The organism is Pedobacter terrestris (genome assembly GCF_052343045.1).
In the GTDB taxonomy this organism is placed as follows: domain Bacteria; phylum Bacteroidota; class Bacteroidia; order Sphingobacteriales; family Sphingobacteriaceae; genus Pedobacter.
Genome location: NZ_CP180264.1, coordinates 1,628,385 through 1,643,484, shown reverse-complemented (window position 1 = coordinate 1,643,484; position 15,100 = coordinate 1,628,385). Strand labels below are relative to the sequence as shown.

Sequence of the window (15,100 nt, the reverse complement as noted above, 5' to 3'; positions counted from 1 at the left end):
AAACACTAATTAAACTTCATTTGATACGCGTTTGTAGTGTGCTTCAGTAGCTTTAGCTTCTTCACCTTCGGGTGTAATGTTGTAAGCAGTTAAGAAAAATTCATCGTTGCTTACGATACTCAGTTCTGTTCTCCATCCCCAAACACTATCATATTCTGGACTTCCATAAGAACCTAAAACAGAAAAACCGTTTTGTGTTGCGCCACCTTCTGCCATCATAATCTGGCTGCCCATATGAAAACTATCCATCCAACTGATGATAAAACGGCTGTACGGAAGATCGAAACCAACGATCATTTTTCCTTCAAATGGTTTTTCCTCCAAAGTGCTGTCATAATCTATAGAAATAAAGCGTTTGCCCAGTAAGGAAGTCACCGTTGCCTGAATTTTTGCCTCATCAACCAACACATCTGGTTCAAACCAGGTTTTGCATGTACCTTGCCAGTAACCAATTAAGATCTGTAACGTGCGGTGCGCACCACTCTCCAAAGAGTCGTCAAATTTTATCGTAGCCATAACCAAATCTAATCATAATTGTAATCCATTCAGCCTTGCACACGCAAAAAAATCATTAACTTGTTGTATGCTTAAAACACTAGATCTCAACCAAGTTATGGTATTGGACATTGAAACCGTGCCACAATATCCAAACTTTGATGATGTACCGCCGCACATTCAGCAATTGTGGGAACAAAAAACCCATTTTCAGCGAAAAGATGATCAATCGCCTGGTGAATTTTATGAACGTGCAGGCATTTTAGCCGAATTTGGAAAAATTATCTGCATTAGTCTGGGCATTTTTGACCATCAAAATGGAGACCTGAAGTTGAGGGTTAAGTCTTTCGCCGGCGATGATGAAGCGCCTATTCTTAAGCATTTTATTGCTTTATTATCTAAACAAACGCCCAGTCTTATTTTCTGCGCTCATAATGGTAAAGAATTTGATTTTCCTTATCTATGCCGCAGACTGTTGATTAACGGTTTGGATATTCCGAAACAATTGGATCTTTCAGGCAAAAAACCCTGGGAAATTAGCCACGTAGATACATTGGAGCTTTGGAAATTCGGAGATTATAAACATTACACTTCATTGAGTTTGCTGGCAACAATTTTAAATATTCCAACGCCTAAAGATGATATAGATGGCAGTCAGGTTAGACAAGTGTATTACGAAGAAAAAAATCTAGACAGAATCGTAATATATTGCCAGAAGGATGTAGTTACAACCGCTCAGGTTTTATTAAAGTTTAAAGGTATGGGCATAATTTCACCAGAAAATATTACCATTGTATCCTGATGCTAAATGTTGAAAATCTACAAGTTGATTTTTTTAATCAAGAAGACAAAACCTGGTTTAAAGCGGTAAAAAATGTAAACTTTGAAGTGAAAGCCGGTTCGGTTTTAGGAATTGTAGGCGAATCTGGCTCCGGAAAATCGGTTACATCTTTTTCTATAATGCGTTTGCACGATGAAAAATCGACCCAAATAAAGGGTAAAATCGAATTTGATCAGATCAGTTTGCTTGATTTAAGTGCAAACGAAATCCGCAGTTTCAGAGGAAATCAAATATCCATGATTTTCCAGGAACCGATGACATCCCTAAATCCTGTTTTAAGTTGTGGAAACCAGGTAGCAGAAGCAATTATACTTCATCAAAAAGCAACTAAAAAACAAGCCCGGTTACAGACTATAGAACTTTTTAAAGAAGTTCAGCTCCCGCGACCAGAAAAAATATTTGATAGTTATCCGCATCAAATATCAGGCGGGCAAAAACAAAGGGTAATGATTGCGATGGCTTTAAGTTGCAATCCGAAATTGTTAATTGCCGATGAGCCTACAACCGCACTTGATGTTACCGTTCAGAAAACCATTTTACAGTTGTTATTAAAGTTGAAAAACGAACGCCAGATGGCGATGGTTTTCATCTCTCATGATTTAGGCGTAATCAATCAAATTGCAGACGAAGTTGCTGTTATGCTTAAAGGTGAATTGGTTGAATATGGTAAGGCGCGGAATGTTTTTGAACAACCAAAACATCCATATACAAAAGGCTTATTGGCTTGCAGACCTTCTCCCCTTTTGCAATTGAAACGCCTTCCGGTAGTTTCAGATTTTCTTACTGGGAAAATTGAAGATGCTTCTGCACATCTCCAAACCTCCAACCAACTTACAGAAGCAGAAATTCATCAACGCAGGCAAAAACTATATGCACAGAAACCGTTGCTTAGCGTTGATAAATTGTGTAAATGGTATTTGCAAAAAAGTAGTTTCTTCAGTAAGAATAAAGAATATGTAAAAGCTGTTGATGATATTTCTTTTGACGTTTTTCCTGGAGAAACTTTAGGTTTGGTAGGCGAATCTGGTTGCGGCAAAACGACACTTGGTCGTACTATTTTGAGATTATTGGAACCCACCAGCGGAGATATTCTTTTTATGGACAAATCTATTCGCCGCCTTAAAAGCGATGCCATGCGAAAACTGCGCCGCGATATTCAGATTATTTTCCAAGATCCTTACGCCTCGCTTAACCCAAAATTAAGTGTTGGCCAGTCTATTATTGAGCCGTTACAAGTACATAAATTATACCATACGGATAAAGAACGTAAAGAAAAAGTTATTGATTTGCTCGAAAAAGTTGGGTTAAAACCCGAACATTTTAACAGATATCCGCATGAATTTAGCGGCGGGCAGCGCCAACGCATTGTGATTGCTCGTGCATTGGCCTTAAATCCGAAATTCATCATTTGCGACGAGTCTGTTTCTGCACTCGATGTTTCTGTACAGGCACAAGTACTCAATCTGCTTAAAGATTTGCAGCAAGAATTTGGCTTAACCTATATTTTTATTTCTCATGATCTGGCCGTTGTAAAACACATTTCTGATCGTATTCTGGTTATGAACAAGGGTAAAATTGAAGAAGAAGGTTACCCGGAAGATATTTTTAACCAGCCAAAAGCAGAATATACACGTAAACTTATAGATGCCATTCCTAAACATTAAAACCAAACATGAAAATCATCCTCGCTACCTTCCTATTTTTTTTAAGCTTTAACCTAAATGCACAAAACGTCAGTATCATCAACTCTGGTTATATTTTTGAACAGGCACCATTTGAAGCCTGCCACGCCTCTACACTTGTAGAATTAAAAAAAGGAAAAATGATGGCAGCTTGGTTTGGCGGCAAACATGAAGGCAGTAAAGACGTTTGCATCTGGACAGCCACACGTGAAAACGGTAAGTGGAATGTGCCAATACAAATTGCCGATGGCATTGTAAACGACAGTCTTCGATATCCGTGCTGGAATCCTGTTTTATTTAAAGCAAAAGACGGAACACTTTACCTGCATTATAAAATTGGACCAAATCCCAGAGAATGGTGGGCGGTTTACAAAACATCGGTAAATGACGGCAAAACGTGGACCAAAGCAAAAACGTTAACCAAAGGTTTTCTTGGTCCAATCAAAAACAAACCTGTTCAATTGACCAATGGCGATATTTTATATCCATCAAGCACAGAAAGTCTGGATGAAAAAACCTGGAACATCCATCTTGAAAAAAGCGATGCGAACGCGAAAAACTGGAAAAAAATCAATATCAATTGCGATACTTTTGAAGTCATTCAACCCTCAATATTAACGTATCCAGACGGAAAATTGCAATTGCTTTGCAGAAGCAGGCAAAATGTTATTGTGCAAAGCTGGTCTACAGATCAAGGCGAAACCTGGTCTGCATTATCGGCTACAGAATTGCCCAATCCAAATTCCGGCAGCGATGCCGTAACTTTGCAAAACGGCCTGCAACTGTTAATTTATAATCCACTTGCTGCCGGTAAAAACTGGTGGGAAGGCAGATCCGTACTGAAGTTGGCAATATCCAAAGATGGTAAAGAATGGACAGATATTTACACACTTGAACATCATCCTAAAGGAGAATACAGCTATCCGGCCATTATTCAGAGCGCAGACGGGCATGTTCATTTGAGCTATACCGCGGAGCGAAAGAAAATCCGTTATGCAGAACTTTCCATTCAATAATTGAGTCAGTTTAATTGCCTAAACCGGATTAAAAAACCGGCGTTTTACATCTTTTCTGTATCTTCGATAAATTCGCTGAAAAGATATGGCAAAGAGAAAATCCTCAAATATAAAATTAGTTCTGAATCAGTTGGTTAGTGATATTTTCGAAAAAAACGGAAACGCATCACTAAACTACAAGCAGGTTTCTTCAAAATTAAACCTCACCGATCAGGAATCTAGAGATACAATTCTTGATGTTCTGAAAGAAGGTAAAACTGCCGGTATTTTCCTTGAACCTGAAAAAGGAAAATACAAACTAAAAGAACTTAAAAATTTCATCGTCGGAACTGTAGATATGACAGCTGATGGTTCGGCTTACATTGTTCCGGAAGATGAATTTGAGAAAGATGTTTTTATCGCCCCGCGAAAACTTAAAAATGCTTTACACGGCGATACGGTAAAAGCTTATGTATTTGCCAAAAAAAGTGGCCGTAAAAACGATGGAGAGGTCATCGAAATCATTAAAAGGGCAAAATCTGATTTTACTGGTGTAATTAAAGTATCAGACCGTTTCGCTTTCGTTATTGCCGACGATAAAAAAATGATGCACGATATTTTTGTACCGCTGGATGATATTCATGGCGCCAAAAATGGTCAGCGCGTTTTGGTTACATTGGCCGATTGGCCCGAAGGTGCGAAAAATCCAATTGGTGTAGTTAAACACGTTTTGGGCAACCAAGGCGAGAACAACACAGAAATGAATGCCATACTGGCGCAATATGGTTTCCCTCTTGAATTTCCGGCCCAGGTGGAAAAAGAAGCGAATGCAATACCAGAAGAAATTCCGGATGCAGAAATATCAAAAAGACGAGATTTTAGAAATATTTTAACCTTTACCATAGATCCGGCAGATGCAAAGGACTTTGATGATGCCATCTCTTACCAGAGATTACCTAACGGAAATCATGAAATCGGAATCCATATTGCCGATGTTTCCCATTATGTAATTCAGGGAACTGAACTGGATAAAGAAGCGTATAGCCGAGCTACATCTGTTTACCTTGTAGATCGGGTAATACCGATGCTTCCTGAGCGATTAAGTAATGGCGTTTGCTCACTTCGGCCTAATGAGGATAAGCTTTGTTTTGCCGCAGTTTTTGAATTAGATGAGCAAGCAAATATCGAATCGGAATGGTACGGCCGCACGGTAATTCATTCTGACAGACGTTTTAGCTATGAAGAAGCCCAGGAAGTGATTGAAAACAAAAGCGGGGACTATGCAACAGAAATTTTAAAACTGAATGAACTTGCCTATATTCTGCGTGATAGAAAATTTAAAAATGGCGCCATCAGTTTTGAAAGTACTGAAGTAAAATTCAAACTGGATGAAGCTGGAAAGCCGATTGGCGTATATGTTAAAGAACGTAAAGATGCGCATAAACTGATTGAAGATTATATGCTACTGGCCAATAGAAAAGTGGCGGAGTTTGTGGCAAAAAAAGTAAAAGGAAAAAATAAACTGACGTTTGTATATCGTGTCCACGATTCTCCAAATATGGAAAGTTTAAACACGTTTGCAACATTTGCATCTCGTTTTGGCTATAAAATCAGCACCAAATCAGACAAGGAAATTGCCAAATCGCTCAATTACCTGATGAATGATGTAGAAGGTAAGAAAGAACAAAACATTTTAACTTCTTTAGCCATTCGCTCTATGGCGAAAGCCATTTACACCACAAAAAAAACCAGCCATTACGGTTTGGCTTTTGAATATTATACGCACTTTACCTCGCCAATACGCCGTTATCCTGATGTAATGGCACACCGTTTACTGCAAACGTATCTTGATGGAGGCAAATCTGCAGATGCAGAATTTTATGAAGTTGCTTCTGTACATTCCTCTGCAATGGAAAAACGTGCGGCAGAGGCCGAAAGAGCTTCTATTAAATACAAGCAAGCAGAATACCTCGAAAACAATATCGGCACAGCGTATAAAGGCATTATTTCTGGCGTGACCGAATGGGGAATGTATGTAGAAATTGAAGAAAATAAATGCGAAGGTATGATTCGTTTACGCGATATCTCTGACGATTTTTATGTGCTTGATGAAAAAAATTACTGTATTGTTGGCCAACGTAAAAAGAAAAAATACCAGTTGGGCGATGAAGTGATGATTCGTGTCAAAAAAGTAGATCTAGCGAAACGTCAGATAGATTTTACGCTGATTCAAAATTAAAAATAGGATATTTGTCGCTCGATTACAGCACTGAAGAATTAAATGCATACAATAGAAGAATTACAGAAGATTTTAGACCACGCAATAACCAACCTAAAATTTCCAAATCACCCTGAGCAACTTTATTCACCAATAACGTATATCATCAATCTGGGCGGAAAAAGAATCCGGCCCTTACTGGTTTTAATGGCCACCGATTTATTTGGCAAAGACGCAAATAATGCCGTAGATGCCGCAATGGCGATAGAAGTTTTTCACAACTTTACGCTGGTACATGATGATATTATGGACAATGCGCCTTTGCGCCGTGGTAAAGCCACTGTTCACGAAAAATGGAGCACAAATACAGCAATTCTTAGCGGCGATGTAATGATGGTAGAAGCCAATAAAAATTTGGCTAAAGTAAATCCAATTTATCTGAAAGATGTGCTAGATACCTTTAACGCCACTGCACAAGGCGTTTGTGAAGGGCAACAAATGGATATGGAATTTGAAGATCGCGACGATGTGACGATCGAAGAATACCTAGACATGATTCGCCTTAAAACGGCTGTTTTGCTTGGCGGTGCGCTTAAACTGGGCGCAATCATTGCAGATGCAAATGCAGAAGATGCCGATTTGCTTTATCAATTTGGTGAAAACATTGGCATTTCATTTCAACTACAAGACGATATTCTGGATGTTTATGCCGATCCCGAAAAGTTTGGAAAACAAGTTGGCGGAGATATTATCGCCAATAAGAAAACTTTTCTTTTGCTAAAGGCACTTTCAATGGATACAAGCTCTGAACTCGAATTTTGGATAAACCAATCTGAATTTGATGCAAATGAGAAAGTGAAAGCAGTAACCTCTATTTATGATCGTCTGGACATCAGGCAGGTTGCAGAAAAAGAAATGATGAAATATGCAGACATGGCTTTCAAAAACCTTGAAGCCATTCAGGTGGAGAAAGTACATAAGCAAGATCTTTTTGAACTTGCAGAACAAATATTAAAGAGAAACTATTAGGCAAAAAAAAGCCATTCCCTTTGTAGAGAATGGCTTTAACTGATCTATTTTTGGGGTTAAGATTTCACTAGTTTATATTTAATCCAGAAATCAGATTTAGCTGTACTGGAACCAGCTTCCGGCCCACTTTCGCCTCCGCGTGATTTGCCACCGCCCATTCTTCTTCCTCCGCCACCGCCCATTCCGCCTCCGGAGCCACCCATTCCACCGCCACGACCGCCCATACCGCCGCCCGGAGCTTTTCCGCCACTACGCTCTCCGCCTTCTTTCGGTTTCTTGCCGCCCGGCCCGGATGTGTTTAATTTAATGTTATAAGCAATTGCTTTTGTATAGGTTGCATCAATACCCAATTGTGCTAAGGGAACAGACAATTCATAAACTAAGTCCTGATTGCCGTTTACAACCATTCCAAACTCAACGCCCACTGTGTTGTCATCTGTTAAAACAGTATCCGCTAAATTTTTTAGTCCGGTTATTTTTAATCCTGATGCTTTAGACAGCATCGTCGGATCATTCACCATTTCTATAGGCGGTTGATGGGCTTTGCTAGAATCCCTTGGTTCTGGTGGCGGTCCGCCAAGACGCGCGTGAAATGGAAAAATCAAGTTAATACTCTTCTTTTTCTTACCGCTGGTATTTATGTTTAAGGTTACACCGCCCATTAAAAAAGAACGCGTAGTTACCGGATCCAAAGATTCTAATACAATATACAATCGATTCGCGTCATTGGCCAAGGCAAAAGCAAGTTTGGTATCAGAGTTAAATTGGCTCAATTCGCCCCATTCACCTGGATTTCCATCTGCAATAAAGGGTTTGTCCATCCACAAATTTTCCTCAATTTCTTGCGCTCTGGCAGAAAATTGTAAGTTTAAAATTGCAAATAACGCTGTTACTAATAATTTAACATTCATAGCAAAGTAGAATTTATTGGGTGCAAACCTACAGCGCATTTTTGTTAAATGATGTTAATTTTAGAGTTTTAACAATGTTAAAAAAATGTTAGACATTCGAGACCTTACTACAAAAACTTTCAGATATAAAAGGCAAAAAAAACCGGATAATCAATCAATTCTACTTAATTCTTCGCCAGTAAAATTTACAATTGTTAATTTATCCCTCAAAAAACCACCGTGCGTGGTCTGCACTAGAACATTGATTGACCTGGCAGCTTAGTAAAAGACGGGGATATATTTTTTTTGTAACCAACATCTATGTGTCTGAATCGGGAAACACAACATCACGTGTGCTCATTCTTCTAATTATGCTCGATACGGTATTCACAAAGCTATCTGCTTAGCCAACCTTAAATTCAGACGTTATAGAGGCAACGGTGTATATGCAATCAATGGTGCCGATACTCTTAGAATGAATGTAATATGCTCAACAAAATATGGAAATGAGAGACTCAGCCTGCACTTTTTTTTCTTTTCGTAGACGGCTTTACCGACGTAAACAGAGATGGTTCTGGCTATTCGTTTTACTTTAATCGAATGACTTCTGAAGGACTTATAGTGATTAGTATTGATTAAATATTCTTAAAATCGAAAAGTATCCTTATCAGTTTATCGCCGTTTAAGGTGGAATCCATAAGGTATCTACAAGTGTGATAACTACAAAGCAAGATCGGATTTTGCCTTTTATACAGGATTACGTTATTGATAGAAAGAATTTTAAATTGAAGAAGTAATTCAAGAACAAAAGTCATAAACAAGAAAAACGGCTATTCAATTTGAATAGCCGTTTTTTTACAATTAACTTAACGTTTGATTATTCTGCAGCTGCAGCTTCTTCAGTCGCTTCGTCTTTCTTTACTGCTTTTTTAGCAGGTGCTTTTTTAACTGGTGTTTCTTCAGTAACTTCTTTAGCTACAGCTTCTTTTTTTGCTGCAGGTGCTTTAGTTACTTTTTCTACAACTTCTGCTTTAGCAACAGCAGGAAGAACAGAAACATATGATTTGTTGTCCGCTTTCTTTTTGAAAACTACAGTACCATCAATTAAAGCAAATAAAGTATGGTCTTTTCCTAAACCAACGTTTTTATCTGGATGGTGTTTTGTACCACGTTGACGTACCAAGATGTTACCAGCAATCGCTTCCTGACCACCGAAAATCTTAATACCTAAACGCTTACTATGCGATTCACGTCCGTTTTTCGAACTACCGGCTCCTTTTTTGTGTGCCATGTTTTTATATTTTGACCATCTGCCAGAAGGCGGATGATTGGGTTAACAATTAATTATAGAGTAATGTCTGAGATCTGGATCTTAGTGAAAGATTGACGGTGACCATTTTTCTTTTTGTAACCTTTTCTACGTTTTTTGTGGAAAATGATAACTTTATCACCTTTTAAATGAGACACGATCTTAGCCGAAACTTTAGCACCTTTAACTGCAGGAGCACCTACAGAAATTTGGCCAGCATTATCAACCAACAATACATTGTCAAATTCAATACTAGCGCCTTCATCTCCCTGTAATCTGTGTACAAAAAGGTGCTGGTCTTTAGCAACTTTAAATTGCTGCCCTGCTATATTTACTATTGCGTACATTGTTTAAATATTTGTTTTTTAAATTTTTATTTAACGAGGTGCAAATATAGTACAAATTCAATTAACTCACAAGTACATCATATAAATATTTTTCAGCTCATACTATAGCCTATAACTATGAGTCTTCGATCTGCACCTTTTGTCTTTAATGTACTGCTAAATTTCACCACAATTCATCAAAATAGGTCAAAAGCAGAACGTTCGCCATATTTTATAAAATAAATATTTTCGTAGTATTACGATTTATTCGTAGATTTACGAAAACAAAATAATTTGATTTATGAAAACGTTAACACTCACCTTCATTATGGCATCTTTCGCTTTGCGTAGTTTTTCTCAAAGCCCGGATAAAGTGCTTGCCCAGGTAAGCTACACTTTTACACATGTAAAAGACACCACAGATCGCCAGAATCCTTTTACAGAAGATATGATTCTGGTTTTAGGAAAAAACTCATCTATTTATAGCAGTTACGATAAAATTTTGCGCGATCGCGAAATGCGTAAATCCCTCCAGGAACAATTAAAGAACCAGGTTGGCGGCAATACAAATGTTTCGCTTTCCAATAAAAGCAGTAAACGGATTACCTCTACAGAGTATTATTATTTCCATGCCCAAAAAAAATACTTCAGGAAAGAACGCCTCATTAACAATTATTTTATTGAAACGCCCATAGATCAGATCAACTGGAAAATTATGCCAGATACCATGAGCTTTTCTGGTATTGCCTGCCAGAAAGCCATTGCAACATTTAAAGGTAGAAACTGGATTGCCTGGTTTGCTGCAGATTTACCCTTTCAGGCCGGGCCGTGGAAATTAAATGGTTTGCCAGGATTGATTATCGACGCGTCTGATGACCGCCAGGATGTTCATTTTGCCTTTAAAGGAATCGAAAAAATATCATCGGCTGTGCCGGAAAAAAATGTAGAAGACACTCCCGTAAACGGACTTATGGTTAAAACCATCGGTATGGAAAAAGATGTAACAACTACTCAGGAAATTAAATTACCGGATGATGCAATCAAAACGTCGACAAAAGATTTCGATCGTTTAAATTCGGCCTATCAAAAAGATCCGCAAGGCTTTATGCAAACCCAGCTTGCCGGTACCGGCATTGTAATGAAAGTGACACAGGGCATTTCTGGATCGGGCAATTCTTCAGCAATCAAAAAATCGGTAGAGAATAATCCACTGGAACTTCAAGATAAATAACTTCTACCCCACTCAAATTTCGTGAAAAAAATATACAGTCTGACTATAATCCTGATTATGGCTATGGGTACTTATGCCCAGAAAAAAATTAGCGGAAAGGTTTTCAATGCACTTAGAGAACCACTGGAATCTGCCAGCATAAACCTGAAAAACAAAAACGGGCAATTGCTTTCTTTTACCAGAAGCGACAGCAGAGGCAATTTTTCTATACATACTACCGCACAACAAAATGCAGACAGTTTGTGGCTTGAAGTTGCAATTATTGGCTTTAACAAACAACGATTTGCCTGGTCTGCTATTCAAAACGGGCTGGAGGTTATGATGCAAGAAAGTGAAATTAACCTGGCAACTGTAACCGTAAAAAACCAGCGCAAGCTTTCGCTAAATGGAGATACTTTAAGTTACAACACATCTGACTTTGCCGACAAACAAGACCGCAGCATTGGCGATGTTTTAAAACGCATGCCCGGAATTGATGTGGCTGAAAACGGCAAGATCAGTTACAATGGTAAAGCAATATCTAATTTTTACATTGATGGTGATAATGTTCTGGACGACCGTTACAATATCGGTACAAAAAGCATTCCACAGGGCGCAGTTGACAAAATTCAGGTAATTGAGAAAGATCAACCTATAAAAATGCTTAGGAAAAATAACATGAGCGATGATGTAGCTCTAAATTTGGTAATGAAAGATAAAGCAAAGCTAAAATTAATGGGCGATGCACGTTTAGGTTTGGGAGCGCCCGAAAAATACGATGGAAATGTAACCGCGATGCTTTTCAGGCAAAACCAGAAATTTGTAAACAACATACGCGGAAATAATACCGGTGATGATCCTGGTTTAGATCTGACATCTTTTAACGCCAGTGGTTACAGCAACCGCATCGGCAACTCCAAACCTGACAATTTCCTGTCGGCCGCCGCCGCTGGTGTTCCGGACTTGCCTCAGCAACGATCTTTATTAAATAATGCCGGATTAATAAACCTGAACAATCTGTACAAATTAGATGAAGACCATCAATTTAAATTGAACTTTTCATATTTGTATGATACGCGCAGACAATTTTTCGATAAACTTTCTGAAACATATTTGCCAACAGATACTATTCGTTATGCTGAAAACCAAAACAATCGCATTATACCGCAAAAATTGCGCGCGCAACTGAGCTACAACATCAACAGCGAGACTACATTTCTAAGCAATACGCTGCTTGCAGAATATCTACCAGTTGCCACACAATCGGTTTTTAACTTAAATGGAACAAATGCCACCCAAATGTTAAAACAAGAGAACTTAAATTTTTCTAATGAGTTTAATTACCGCAAGAAATTAATTGGAGGCAATATGCTTAACGTTTATAATTTTGTACAAAAAAGCGATCAACCAGAAACACTCAGTATCGAACCCGGACTCAATGCCAGCATCATCAATGCCGGCCTTCCATATGCCATGCTAAACCAAACTGCAAATTTACCATCATGGTATCAGAACAGCTACGCCTCTACTGTTTTTGTTGCCGGAAAATTTATGCATACTTATCGTGCAGGTTATAGTTTCCAACACCAAAACCTGCAAAGCCAATTGTACAAACAGCAATTAGATGGCAGAATTGAATGGACAGACATAAATGCGCAAAACCAATTGATGTGGAATAAACATAAAGCTTATGCAGATGCAACTTTTGAATACAATGATGATAAATTTAAGTTCAGCGTTGCCGCTCCGATAAGTTACAATTCAATCGCTTATACAGATCAAAATTTTATGCAGAAAGCGCGAATCGATCGTTTCTTCATCAATCCAAGTGTAAATCTAAAATATCAGACCTCACCAGAGAATTATCTTTCAGGAAGCTACAGTTTTAGCAATTCACTTGGCAATATTGATGACATTTATCGAGGAACGATTCTTAGAAATTACCGATCACTTTTTGCCAACAATGCACCACTTGGCGAGCGTAAAAATCACGGAGCCAACCTTGCATTTAATTACAAAAAAGCCATTACGATGTTTTTCTTTAACCTCCAGGCGGGTTATCAATATACGAGCATCAATACCATTTCTGCTTATACATTAAGCAACAATATACAGCAAAGAGCAGTTTTATTTCTGCCAAATAGCAGCAAAAATCTAACTTTCGATGCCAGTACATCCAAGTACATTTTTGCTTTGAATACCACAGCTAATGCAGGCTTTAACTATAGTAATTTCAGAAATCAGAATTTGCAGAACAATCAACTCCTTCCGTTCGAATATGAAAGTTTTACATTTCGTGGTGGTTTTGAAGCCAGGTTTTCCAAATTTATCAATTGGTCTTACAATGGAAATTACACAGCAAGCAGCAACAGATCCTTGCAAAATGCCGATTTGAGCACAAGCTTTGGTCAGTTGCGGCAAAAAAGTACATTAGCCATTACTTTGTTGCAAAATGTATTTTTAAACCTTTCTGCAGAACATTTATTCACGGTACAGGCAGAACAGCCGGATTTAAAATTTCTTTTTACAGACGCCAATGTCAAATATCGTATTGCGAAAATAAAAACAGATATAGAATTGTCTGTGCGTAATATTGGCAATATACAAACCTATGAGGCGGCCTATTTATCGAGCAATTCATATACCCGCGGTACGTATCAAATTCAGGGAAGAATCGTACTGTTAAAAACAGCTTTTAATTTTTAGAAGGTTCTTTGGTTTCAATTTGTATAACCTTCGCACTGCCAACACCTTTTATAACTACATGTTTAATCTCTTTCGCATCTATATCTCCGGTAAGCTGATAACTCTTGATTGTTGGCTTACCGGAAATAACTAACACAGAATCTGCTTCTTTACGTTGCTGCTGCGCAAAGCCCGTTACAGAACCATACAATTCTGTTGATACAACTTTTTTTATGGTGATGCTTTTTACTTTCCCTTCAATAGAATTCAATACCGAATCTGGAATAGATTTTCCATCGGTACGAAATGAAGCAAAATAGGTAAAGGTTATCTTTTTTGGCGTTTTGGCTAAGGTGTCATTCAGTTCTAATGAGATTTTCTGAATGTTGTTAAATTGCTTTTTTACCGGCTTCTTGGTGGTTTTCAATACAGGCCTTGTTGCTTTCACAAAATTTCTATCCATTTCTTTTTGAGGCATTTTATCGGTAAGCGCTGTTGCTGTGCCAAAAGTTGATTTTTTTGTTATGCCTTGAATTTGCGTTTTAACCGCAATTTTATCGACTGTAAAAGCCAAGGTAAACAACAGCAAAGCCGGAATAACAACCGCATAAAAAAGCAATTTAATTCTTGATGAACGCTGTTTATTCATCATCATGATGCGTTTTTTCAAATCGCTCAGGTTAAAATGATTTACAAGTGCAATAGATGTTTCTACTGTGCTGGCACCGAGTAAACTGTATTGATATGCTTTCCGATCTATTCCTTTTGATAATATTTCATGATCGGTAATAAACTCCAGATTTTCTTTCACGGCTTTCTTCATCAGCCAAACACCTGGGTTAAACCAATAAAACACCAAACTAATTTCGGCAAGCAAAATATCTACAGTATGCCATTGTTTAACGTGTACTTGTTCATGCGCCAAAATATTTCCCAACTCTTGTTTAGCATGGATTTCCGGATTGATGTAAATGTTTTTCCAAAACGTAAAAGGACTCATTTTTTCTTTTAAAATGCGTACCGGCAAATGATTGATTGTACCCGCATGCGATTTTTGATGCACACGATATAAAGAAATCAACTGGATCATCAGCCTTGCGCCCATCAATACCAAACCCGCATAAAATATATACTCGGCCATTGTCCACATTTGCGCAATCGGATTTTCAACCAGCGAACTTAAATTGTCTTTTACTCTTGGTACCCAAACGCGCAATTTTGATTCTGGTGCAGTAGAACCAATAAAAGCAGTAAGATTAATAAACGGATAAACCGTTGCAAAAACCGTCCCCAGTAATAGAAAAAAACGGTTAAGTGTGTAGAATGTGAATTTTCTGAGCAACCAATAATAAGTTAAGGCAAACAACACCAAAACCAGGTTTATTTTTAAAAGGAATAAAAAGAGCTGAGGCATAATTCA

Annotated in this window: 12 protein-coding genes; 7 read left to right on the top strand and 5 right to left on the bottom strand. The window is 38.1% G+C overall.

Annotated features, from left to right (window positions below; translation table 11 throughout):
• Positions 1 to 9 precede the first annotated feature (9 nt).
• The gene (locus ACJVDH_RS07055) at positions 10 to 516 is read right to left on the bottom strand and encodes a DUF1579 domain-containing protein (RefSeq protein WP_443946857.1); all 507 of its coding nucleotides are present in this window, start codon (positions 514 to 516) and stop codon (positions 10 to 12) included.
• 67 nt (positions 517 to 583) lie between these two features.
• Between ACJVDH_RS07055 and ACJVDH_RS07050 the strand changes: the two genes are divergently transcribed.
• The 5 genes from ACJVDH_RS07050 to ACJVDH_RS07030 all read left to right on the top strand — a co-directional run bounded on the left by ACJVDH_RS07050 (position 584) and on the right by ACJVDH_RS07030 (position 7,260).
• Positions 584 to 1,297, top strand: a complete 714-nt coding sequence (locus ACJVDH_RS07050) for a 3'-5' exonuclease (RefSeq protein WP_443946856.1) — start codon at positions 584 to 586, stop codon at positions 1,295 to 1,297.
• Entirely contained in the window at positions 1,297 to 3,000 is a 1,704-nt protein-coding gene (locus ACJVDH_RS07045; protein WP_443946855.1) for an ABC transporter ATP-binding protein, read from the top strand. Before ACJVDH_RS07050 ends, ACJVDH_RS07045 begins: the two co-directional genes overlap by 1 nt.
• Before the next feature lie 8 nt (positions 3,001 to 3,008).
• Entirely contained in the window at positions 3,009 to 4,034 is a 1,026-nt protein-coding gene (locus ACJVDH_RS07040; protein WP_443946854.1) for a sialidase family protein, read from the top strand.
• Between the two features lie 85 nt (positions 4,035 to 4,119).
• Positions 4,120 to 6,252 carry a ribonuclease R gene (gene rnr / locus ACJVDH_RS07035; RefSeq protein ID WP_443946853.1) on the top strand — a complete coding sequence of 711 codons (2,133 nt, stop codon included), beginning with the start codon at positions 4,120 to 4,122 and terminating at the stop codon, positions 6,250 to 6,252.
• A gap of 42 nt (positions 6,253 to 6,294) precedes the next feature.
• Positions 6,295 to 7,260, top strand: coding sequence for a polyprenyl synthetase family protein (locus tag ACJVDH_RS07030; protein WP_443946852.1), 966 nt, complete (start codon positions 6,295 to 6,297; stop codon positions 7,258 to 7,260).
• A gap of 56 nt (positions 7,261 to 7,316) precedes the next feature.
• Here ACJVDH_RS07030 and ACJVDH_RS07025 read toward each other — a convergent pair whose 3' ends face one another.
• The 3 genes from ACJVDH_RS07025 to rplU form a co-directional block, all read right to left on the bottom strand.
• Positions 7,317 to 8,171, bottom strand: a complete 855-nt coding sequence (locus ACJVDH_RS07025; RefSeq protein WP_443946851.1) for a hypothetical protein — start codon at positions 8,169 to 8,171, stop codon at positions 7,317 to 7,319.
• 856 nt (positions 8,172 to 9,027) lie between these two features.
• Positions 9,028 to 9,441 (bottom strand): 50S ribosomal protein L27, encoded by a 414-nt coding sequence (gene rpmA, locus ACJVDH_RS07020; protein WP_443946850.1) that lies wholly within the window; start codon positions 9,439 to 9,441, stop codon positions 9,028 to 9,030.
• Positions 9,442 to 9,494: 53 nt separating this feature from the next.
• Positions 9,495 to 9,806, bottom strand: a complete 312-nt coding sequence (gene rplU, locus ACJVDH_RS07015; protein WP_443946849.1) for a 50S ribosomal protein L21 — start codon at positions 9,804 to 9,806, stop codon at positions 9,495 to 9,497.
• Positions 9,807 to 10,086: 280 nt separating this feature from the next.
• Between rplU and ACJVDH_RS07010 the strand changes: the two genes are divergently transcribed.
• Both ACJVDH_RS07010 and ACJVDH_RS07005 read left to right on the top strand, forming a co-directional pair.
• Positions 10,087 to 11,016, top strand: a complete 930-nt coding sequence (locus ACJVDH_RS07010; RefSeq protein WP_443946848.1) for a GLPGLI family protein — start codon at positions 10,087 to 10,089, stop codon at positions 11,014 to 11,016.
• 21 nt (positions 11,017 to 11,037) lie between these two features.
• Complete coding sequence (locus tag ACJVDH_RS07005) at positions 11,038 to 13,701, top strand: hypothetical protein (RefSeq protein ID WP_443946847.1); 2,664 nt, start codon at positions 11,038 to 11,040, stop codon at positions 13,699 to 13,701.
• On the opposite strand, the gene ACJVDH_RS07000 is transcribed toward ACJVDH_RS07005, so the two are convergent.
• Positions 13,691 to 15,094: a M56 family metallopeptidase gene (locus tag ACJVDH_RS07000; RefSeq protein WP_443946846.1), complete on the bottom strand. Its 1,404-nt coding sequence runs from the start codon at positions 15,092 to 15,094 to the stop codon at positions 13,691 to 13,693. The genes ACJVDH_RS07005 and ACJVDH_RS07000 overlap by 11 nt on opposite strands.
• Positions 15,095 to 15,100: the final 6 nt, after the last annotated feature.

What these genes read in the sequence shown, in the direction of transcription:
- ACJVDH_RS07010 (WP_443946848.1), top strand. Translation starts at nt 10,087, where the DNA reads ATGAAAACGTTAACACTCACCTTCATTATGGCATCTTTCGCTTTGCGT.
- rplU (WP_443946849.1), bottom strand. Translation starts at nt 9,806, where the DNA reads ATGTACGCAATAGTAAATATAGCAGGGCAGCAATTTAAAGTTGCTAAA.
- ACJVDH_RS07050 (WP_443946856.1), top strand. Translation starts at nt 584, where the DNA reads ATGCTTAAAACACTAGATCTCAACCAAGTTATGGTATTGGACATTGAA.
- rpmA (WP_443946850.1), bottom strand. Translation starts at nt 9,441, where the DNA reads ATGGCACACAAAAAAGGAGCCGGTAGTTCGAAAAACGGACGTGAATCG.
- ACJVDH_RS07045 (WP_443946855.1), top strand. Translation starts at nt 1,297, where the DNA reads ATGCTAAATGTTGAAAATCTACAAGTTGATTTTTTTAATCAAGAAGAC.
- rnr (WP_443946853.1), top strand. Translation starts at nt 4,120, where the DNA reads ATGGCAAAGAGAAAATCCTCAAATATAAAATTAGTTCTGAATCAGTTG.
- ACJVDH_RS07025 (WP_443946851.1), bottom strand. Translation starts at nt 8,171, where the DNA reads ATGAATGTTAAATTATTAGTAACAGCGTTATTTGCAATTTTAAACTTA.
- ACJVDH_RS07055 (WP_443946857.1), bottom strand. Translation starts at nt 516, where the DNA reads ATGGCTACGATAAAATTTGACGACTCTTTGGAGAGTGGTGCGCACCGC.
- ACJVDH_RS07030 (WP_443946852.1), top strand. Translation starts at nt 6,295, where the DNA reads ATGCATACAATAGAAGAATTACAGAAGATTTTAGACCACGCAATAACC.
- ACJVDH_RS07000 (WP_443946846.1), bottom strand. Translation starts at nt 15,094, where the DNA reads ATGCCTCAGCTCTTTTTATTCCTTTTAAAAATAAACCTGGTTTTGGTG.
- ACJVDH_RS07040 (WP_443946854.1), top strand. Translation starts at nt 3,009, where the DNA reads ATGAAAATCATCCTCGCTACCTTCCTATTTTTTTTAAGCTTTAACCTA.